7 protein-coding genes are annotated in these 6762 nt (G+C 73.8%); 2 read left to right on the top strand and 5 right to left on the bottom strand.

The window, feature by feature from the left end; all coding sequences use genetic code 11:
- Nucleotides 1–286: 286 nt before the first annotated feature.
- Entirely contained in the window at nt 287–580 is a 294-nt protein-coding gene (locus ET526_RS17655; protein ID WP_135469590.1) for an SWIB/MDM2 domain-containing protein, read from the bottom strand.
- Nucleotides 581–838: 258 nt separating this feature from the next.
- Here ET526_RS17655 and ET526_RS17650 point away from each other — a divergent pair, with 258 nt between their 5' ends.
- Both ET526_RS17650 and ET526_RS17645 read left to right on the top strand, forming a co-directional pair.
- Nucleotides 839–1051: a Trm112 family protein gene (locus ET526_RS17650; RefSeq protein ID WP_135469587.1), complete on the top strand. Its 213-nt coding sequence runs from the start codon at nt 839–841 to the stop codon at nt 1049–1051.
- Between the two features lie 14 nt (nt 1052–1065).
- Nucleotides 1066–1437, top strand: coding sequence for a gamma-butyrobetaine hydroxylase-like domain-containing protein (locus ET526_RS17645; RefSeq protein WP_135469584.1), 372 nt, complete (start codon nt 1066–1068; stop codon nt 1435–1437).
- A 112-nt stretch (nt 1438–1549) separates the two neighbouring features.
- Here ET526_RS17645 and ET526_RS17640 read toward each other — a convergent pair whose 3' ends face one another.
- The 4 genes from ET526_RS17640 to lepB all read right to left on the bottom strand — a co-directional run bounded on the left by ET526_RS17640 (nt 1550) and on the right by lepB (nt 6716).
- The gene (locus tag ET526_RS17640) at nt 1550–3448 is read right to left on the bottom strand and encodes a response regulator (protein ID WP_135469579.1); all 1899 of its coding nucleotides are present in this window, start codon (nt 3446–3448) and stop codon (nt 1550–1552) included.
- Complete coding sequence (locus ET526_RS17635) at nt 3445–5178, bottom strand: ATP-binding protein (protein WP_135469599.1); 1734 nt, start codon at nt 5176–5178, stop codon at nt 3445–3447. The genes ET526_RS17640 and ET526_RS17635 overlap by 4 nt, the downstream gene beginning before the upstream one ends.
- A gap of 100 nt (nt 5179–5278) precedes the next feature.
- Nucleotides 5279–5968, bottom strand: coding sequence for a ribonuclease III (rnc, locus tag ET526_RS17630; protein WP_135469576.1), 690 nt, complete (start codon nt 5966–5968; stop codon nt 5279–5281).
- Between the two features lie 10 nt (nt 5969–5978).
- Nucleotides 5979–6716 carry a signal peptidase I gene (gene lepB, locus ET526_RS17625; protein ID WP_135469596.1) on the bottom strand — a complete coding sequence of 246 codons (738 nt, stop codon included), beginning with the start codon at nt 6714–6716 and terminating at the stop codon, nt 5979–5981.
- Nucleotides 6717–6762 lie beyond the last annotated feature (46 nt).

Genomic DNA, 6762 nt, shown 5'->3' with positions numbered 1-6762 from the left:
CCTACCGGTTTGTCCACGCGGCCTAGAGCGTTTGCCGTTCGCCTTGGCTCACGGCACCTACTCTAGCTTATTGGCATGCGAGCCTCTTCACCCGTTCAGGCGGGGCCACTTGAACGGGATCTGCTCTAGGGCATACGCCGCGCCCCAGGACGAACGGAAAGCATCCTGGGCGCGGAACGCAGAGAGCTGCAAACGGCCGGAAGCGTGGATCTGCCCTGCGGGCAAGGGCCCGGAGCCGCTTCCGCGGGCACGGCCGGGCGGAAACGGCCCCCGGCGCCGCGGGGCGCTACTTCAGGTGCTGGGCAAGGTGCTTGTTCATCTCGAACATCGTCACCTTGTCCTTGCCGAAGACCTTGCGCAGCTTCTCGTCGGCAAGGATCTCCCGGCGGTTCTCCGGGTTCTGCAGGTTGTGGGCCTTGATGTAGTCCCAGACCTTGCTCACCACTTCGCCACGGGGCAGCGGGCCCTGGCCGACCACCGCGGCCAGTTCCTCGGAGGGCTGCAGCTCCTTCTGCAGCGCGTTGGCCCTGCCGCTCCCGGAACCCTTCTGCGTCGCCTTCTTCTCGGTCTTGGCTGGCATGATCCTCTCCGAGGCATGTGGATTCGGGCCGCCATCCTCGCACGGGGCCGGCGGGCGCGCACCCCCGGCTTCCGCGATGGTGAACGGCCGGCGGGCGCCGCCGCTCCCGCCTGAACACCGAGGAGGGTGCCGCGTTCCCGATTTTCAACCATCACGACCCGGCACCGGCCGGGGCCCCGCCGCCATGTGCGGCCGGCCCGGCGGGCTGCTAAACCTGCCCGGAACGCACGGGGCGCCGCCGGCGCCCGGAGGACACGCATGGAACAGACGAAGAGCGGCCACCCCGCCCCGCCGCCGGGCGGCGAGGTGGACCCGGCGCTGCTGGAGATCCTGGTCTGCCCGCTCACCAAGGGCCCGCTGCGCTACGACCGCGCCCGCGGCGAGCTGGTGAGCGAGCGCGCCGGCCTCGCCTACCCGATCCGCGACGGCATCCCCATCATGCTGCCCGACGAGGCGCGCAAGCTCGACTGAGCGCGGGCGGGGCCATGCCGAGGCCGACCGAGATCCGCCTGAAGCGGGCGGAGAAGCTGCTGGAGATCGCCTTCGACGACGGCGCGCGCTTCCGCCTGCCAGCCGAGTATCTGCGCGTGGAGAGCCCCTCGGCCGAGGTGCAGGGGCACGGGCCGGGGCAGAAGGTGATCGTCGCCGGCAGGCGCCATGTGGGCATCCTGCGGGTGGAACCGGTGGGCCACTACGCGCTCCGCATCGTGTTCGACGACCTGCACGACAGCGGCATCTACAGCTGGGACTACCTGCACCGCCTCGGCACCGAGCAGGCGGAGCGCTGGGCCGCCTACGAGGCGGCGCTGGCGGCGCGGGGCCTCTCGCGCGACCCGCCGCCGCGGCCCGCCGGCTGATGCCAAGCCTCGCGGATCGCGACCGATCCGCCCTCGGACGCTTCTGCCTTGGCTTCGCCGCACGGGCGGCGGGCGCAGGTCGCGGCCGGTGGGATCCGGTATGATCCCCCGCTCAGCGCGGCGCCGCGGTCAGCTCGGCCACCCGCCGCGCCAGCTCGTGCTGGCGGAAGGGCTTGTGCAGCACCGGGATCCCCTCGGGCACCCTGTCGAGGTCGAGATAGCCGGTGATCAGCAGCACCGGCAGCGGCGGGCGCAGCGCCCGCAGCCGGAGCGCGAGGTCGAGGCCGCTCACCTCCGGCATGGCGAGGTCCGTCACCACCAGGTCGAGCGCCGCCCCCTCCTCCACCATGCGCAGCGCCGCTGCCGCGCTGTCCGCCTCCAGCACGGCGTGGCCGAGTTCGCGCAGGAAGCCAGCCGTCACCTCCCGCACCGCCGGCTCGTCATCCACCACCAGGATCCGCGCCGGGCGGGCGGGGCGCGCGGGGCTGCGCGGCGCCTCGGGCACCGCCGCCGGCTCCGGGGAGCGGGGCAGGTAGAGCTCCACCTCCGTCCCCTGCCCGGGCGTGCTGGCGATCCGCACCGTCCCGCCGGACTGCCGCGCCATCCCGTACACCATGGGCAGGCCGAGGCCGGTGCCCTTGCCCACCTCCTTGGTGGTGAAGAAGGGCTCGAAGGCGCGTTCCAGCACCTCGGGCGGCATGCCGGCGCCGGTATCGCGCACCGAGATCACCACATACTCCCCCGGGGCCGGGTCGGGGGCCTCGGTGCCGTCCGGCACCGTCGCGTTGCGGGTGGCGAGGCAGACCACGCCCCCCTCCGGCATGGCGTCGCGCGCATTGACACACAGGTTGAGCACGGCGAGCTCCAGCTCGTCCGGATCAACCAGAGCCGGCCAGAGGGCGGGGTCGAGCTCGCGGCGCACCCGCACCATGCCGCCAAGCGTGCGGGCCAGCAGATCCTCCATCCCGGCGAGCAGCCGGTTCACCTCGGTCGGCCGCAGGCTGAGGGTGCGGTTGCGGCTGAAGCTCAGCAGCCGCTGGGTCAGCGCCGCGCCCCGCTCGGCGGCGGCGAGGGCGTTGCGGATCAGGCGCTCCAGCCGGTCCTTCTCCAGGTCGCCGCGGACCGCCATGCGCAGGCTGCCGAGGATGGCGGTGAGGAGGTTGTTGAAGTCATGCGCCACGCCGCCGGCCAGGGTGCCGAGGGCCTGCATCTTGTCGGCCTGGCGCAGCCTCGCCTCGAGCAGCCTCGCCTCGGTGACCTCGCGCTCGATGGTCACCAGGAATTCGGTCGCGCCGCCCTGGCCGCGGATGGGGATGCGGTTCACGTCGAACCAGCGCGGCGCCCGCTCGTCGCCGCGGCGCTCGTCCCGCCGCTCGGTCGGCGCGCCGGCGGCGATCGCCTCCGCCTCGGCCTCGGCCAGCGCCCTGGCCTCCGCGGGTGGGAGGAACTCCGCCTCCCGCCGGCCGAGGCATTCGGCGACGCTGGCGCCGAGCGCCGCCGCCTTCACGGCGTTGAGGCGCAGGAACCGCCCCTCGGCATCCTTGAAGGACAGGGCGTCGGCGGAGTTGTCGAGCAGGCCCTGCAGCAATCGCCGCTCCGTCTCCAGCGCCCGCGCCAAGCGGTAGCGCTCGCAGGCACCGGCGATCAGGCTGCGCAGCGCCGTCGGCTCCCAGGGCTTGGGCGCGTAGCCGGCAATGCGGCCGTTGTTCACCGCCCGGATCACCGCCTCGAGATCGGCGTAGCCGGTGAGCAGCAGCGCTTCGGCGGCCGAGATCTCGCGCGCGCGGGCGAGGAAGGCGTCCCCGGTCATGCCCGGCATGCGCTGGTCGGAGACGATCACGGCGATCTCCGGCTCGCGCGCGAGCAGCGCCAGCCCCTCCTCCGGGGAGCCGGCGGTGAGGACCTGGTAGTCCTCCGCCAGCAGGTCCTCGAGGGCGATGAGGATCTCGGGCTCGTCATCCACCACGAGGATCCTGTCCGGGGAGCGGTCGCGCATGGTCTTCGGGGTCATGGGCCGCGCCGCGGCGGCACGGTCACGGTGAAGCAGGCGCCGCCCGCGGGGCTGTCGCCGACCCTGATGGTCCCGCCATGGGAGCGCACGACGGTATAGGCGATGGCGAGGCCGAGGCCAGTGCCGGAACCGGGCGGCTTGGTGGTGAAGAAGGGCTCGAAGATCCGCTCGCGCAGCTCGGGCGGGATGCCGGGGCCGGAATCGGCGATCTCGATCGTGTAGCCCTCCTCGTCGCTGCGGGTGGCGATGCGGATCCTGCCCTGGCCGGCGATGGCGTCGGCGGCGTTGGCGAGGATGTTCATCACCACCTGGTTGAGCAGGGCCGGAGAGCAGAAGAGCTCGGGCTCCGCCCGGTAGTCGCGCTCCACCACGATGCGGTCGCCGATCCGGTGCGCGAGCAGGGCGAGCACCGTCTCCACCGCCTCGGGCACGTTCACCACCTGGAAGCCGGCATCGTCGAGGCGGGAGAAGCGGCGCAGCTTCAGCACCAGGTCCTGGATCCGCCGCAGCCCCATGCCCATGGAGCGGGTGCGCTCGGCGCAGCGCAGCAGCAGGCGCCGCGACTCCGCCTCGTCCCCCGCCGCCGCCTCCAGCCGGGCGAGCAGCCGCTCCACCGTTCCCTGATGCGCCAGGATGAAGGCGAGCGGGTTGTTGATCTCATGCGCGATGCCGGCCACCAGCTCGCCGAGGGAGGCCATCTTCGCCGCCTGCACCAGCCGCGCCTGCGTCTCCCGGAGGCGCCGGTTCGCCTCCTCGAGCTCGGCATTGGCGCGGGAGAGCGCCTCGGCGAGCGCGGCCTTGGCCGCCGCTGCCGCCGCTTCCGCCCGGGCCCGCTCGGTCGCCAGGCGCCGCTCGCGCAGCTCCGCCTCGATGCGGCGGTTCTCGTCCTGCAGCAGCTTGCGGCGAAGGATGGCGCGGATGCGCACGCCGAGCACCTCCGGCGCCGCGGCGGCGGGCAGCAGCTCGTCCGCGCCGGCCTCGAAGGCGCGGGTCAGCAGCGCCTCCTCCGGCGGGTCGCCGCCGCCGAGCGCCGCGATCTCGAAGAAGGGGGGCTCGCCCTCGGGCCCGGCCTGGGCGCCGCGCAGCGCGTTCAGCGCCCGGCACAGCGCGATGCCGTCGAAGCCCGCGCCCTCCACGCGCACGATCACGCAGTCCCAGGGCGCGGCGGGCGCGGCGGCAAGCGCCGCCCCGGGGTCGGCCTGGCGCTCGACCGCATAGCCCTCGGCCGCCAGCAGCCGCATGAGGGGCGCGGCGGTGGCGGCGTCGTCCACCACCAGCAGCCGGGCGCGGCGGAAGGGCGCGCCCCCCGGCGCCGCCGCGTCCTCCTCCCCTGGCGGTGCGCCCGCGGGGCTGCGGCGCAGCAGCGCGCGCAGGCGCAGCACCATCAGCGCCGGATCGGCGGATTTCGCCACGTAGGCGTCGGCCCCGCTTTCGAGGCCCTGCCGCTCCAGGCCGCGCTCCCGCGCCTCGGTCAGCATCAGGACGGGGATGGCGCGGGTGCGCAGGTTGAGGCGGATCAGCCGCGCGAGCTCGCCGCCATCCATGCCCGGCAGCCGGTAGTCGGCCACGACGAGGTCGGGCAGGCGGGCGTTCAGGCTCTCGAGCGCGGCCTCGGCGCTCGCCACCCGCTCCACCAGGAAGCCCTCCGCCTCCAGCAGGCGGCGGATCTGCAGCGCCTGGGTCTCCGAATCCTCGACCAGCAGGATCCGCGCCCCCGCCCTGGCGGGCATGGCGCTCACCGCCGGCGGGTCCGGCCAGGGCCCGCTGCCGGCATCGGGGAGGGAAGCGTCGCGGCCGGCGCCGGCGGGGCCTTCGTGCCGCGGCACCGCCTCACCGCTGCGGCAGCCCGGCGAGCCAGGCCTCCGCCGCCGCCTGCTCCGCCGCCCGCTTGCTCTCGCCCATGCCCTCCGCCTCCCGTCCCGCAGCCGTCACCGCCACCACGAAGATCGGCTGGTGAGAGGGTCCGGTTGCCGAGACCAGCCGGTATTCCGGCAGGCCGAGGCCGCGCCCGAGCGTCCATTCCTGCAGCCGGCTCTTGGCCGAGACAGGCGGGCGCAGGTCGGCGCCGAGCAGCGGCTCCCACTCCCGGCGCACCAGGGCGCGCGCCGGCTCCAGCCCGCCGTCGAGATAGATGGCGCCGAGCAGCGCCTCCAGCGCGTCGGCCAGCACATTCGCGCGCTCGCGCAGGCCGGCCCGCCCCTCGGAGGGCGGCACGCGCAGCACGGCGGCGAGGCCGAGCCCCTCCGCCACCTTGGCGAGGGTGTCGCGCGCCACCAGCACGCCGAGACGCTTGCCGAGGTCGCCCTCCCGCTCGGCCGGGAAGCGCTCGGCCAGCCACTCGGCGATCAGCAGGGCAAGGACGCGGTCGCCGAGGAATTCCAGCCGCTCGTTGGAATCGAGCTGGGAGCGGCGGGGGTCGGCGGCGGAGCGGTGGGTCAGCGCCTGGGCGAGCAGCTCCGGCCGGCGGAAGCGGTGCCCGATGCGCTGCTGGAACGGACCCTCCCCGCGTGCGTCGGTCATGGTCCGGAGGCTAGCGCACGGCGGTGAACAGGCGCGACCAGCGGATCGCGAAGGGCCAGTTCCACACCTCCCACCAGGCCGCCGAGCCGTCCACCGAGAAGAAGATGAACTCGGCCCGCCCCACCAGGTTCTGCACCGGCACGAAGCCGACCGCGTTCTGCACCCGGCTGTCCAGGCTGTTGTCGCGGTTGTCGCCGAGAGCGAAGACGTGCCCCGCGGGGACGCGGAACTCCGGCGTGTTGTCGAGCGGCCCGTCGTCGGTCTGCTCGATGATCTTGTGGGCGCGGCCGTCGGGCAGCACCTCGCGGAACAGCCGCACCGTCATGCGCGGCCCGTCACCCTCGGCGACGTAGGGCCCGAGGAATTCCCGCCGCACCGGCTGGCCGTTGAGGTAGAGGACCCCGCTGCGCATCTGCACGCGGTCCCCGGGCAGGCCGATGATGCGCTTGATGTAGTCCTGGCTGGTGTCCCGCGGCAGCTTGAACACCGCGACGTCGCCGCGCTCCGGCAGGCGGCCGAAGATCCGCCCCTCGAAGAGCGGGGGGCCGAAGGGCAGGGAATAGCGCGAGTATCCGTAGGAATACTTGGAGACGAAGAGATAGTCGCCGACCAGCAGGGTGGGGATCATGCTGCCGGACGGGATGTTGAACGGCTCGATGGCCACGGTGCGGATGCCGATGGCGATGAGGCCGGCGTAGACGACGGTCTTCAGGCTTTCCAGCCAGCCGCCGGACTTTTTCTTCGCCATCGAGGTGCTCAAGCGCGTGTCCACCGGGATGTTGCCTGCGCCCGCG

Source organism: Crenalkalicoccus roseus, from assembly GCF_004761865.1.
In the GTDB taxonomy this organism is placed as follows: Bacteria; Pseudomonadota; Alphaproteobacteria; order Acetobacterales; family Acetobacteraceae; genus Crenalkalicoccus; species Crenalkalicoccus roseus.
The sequence above is the reverse complement of the archived record's forward strand: the minus strand, read 5'-3'. Positions and strand labels throughout refer to the sequence as shown.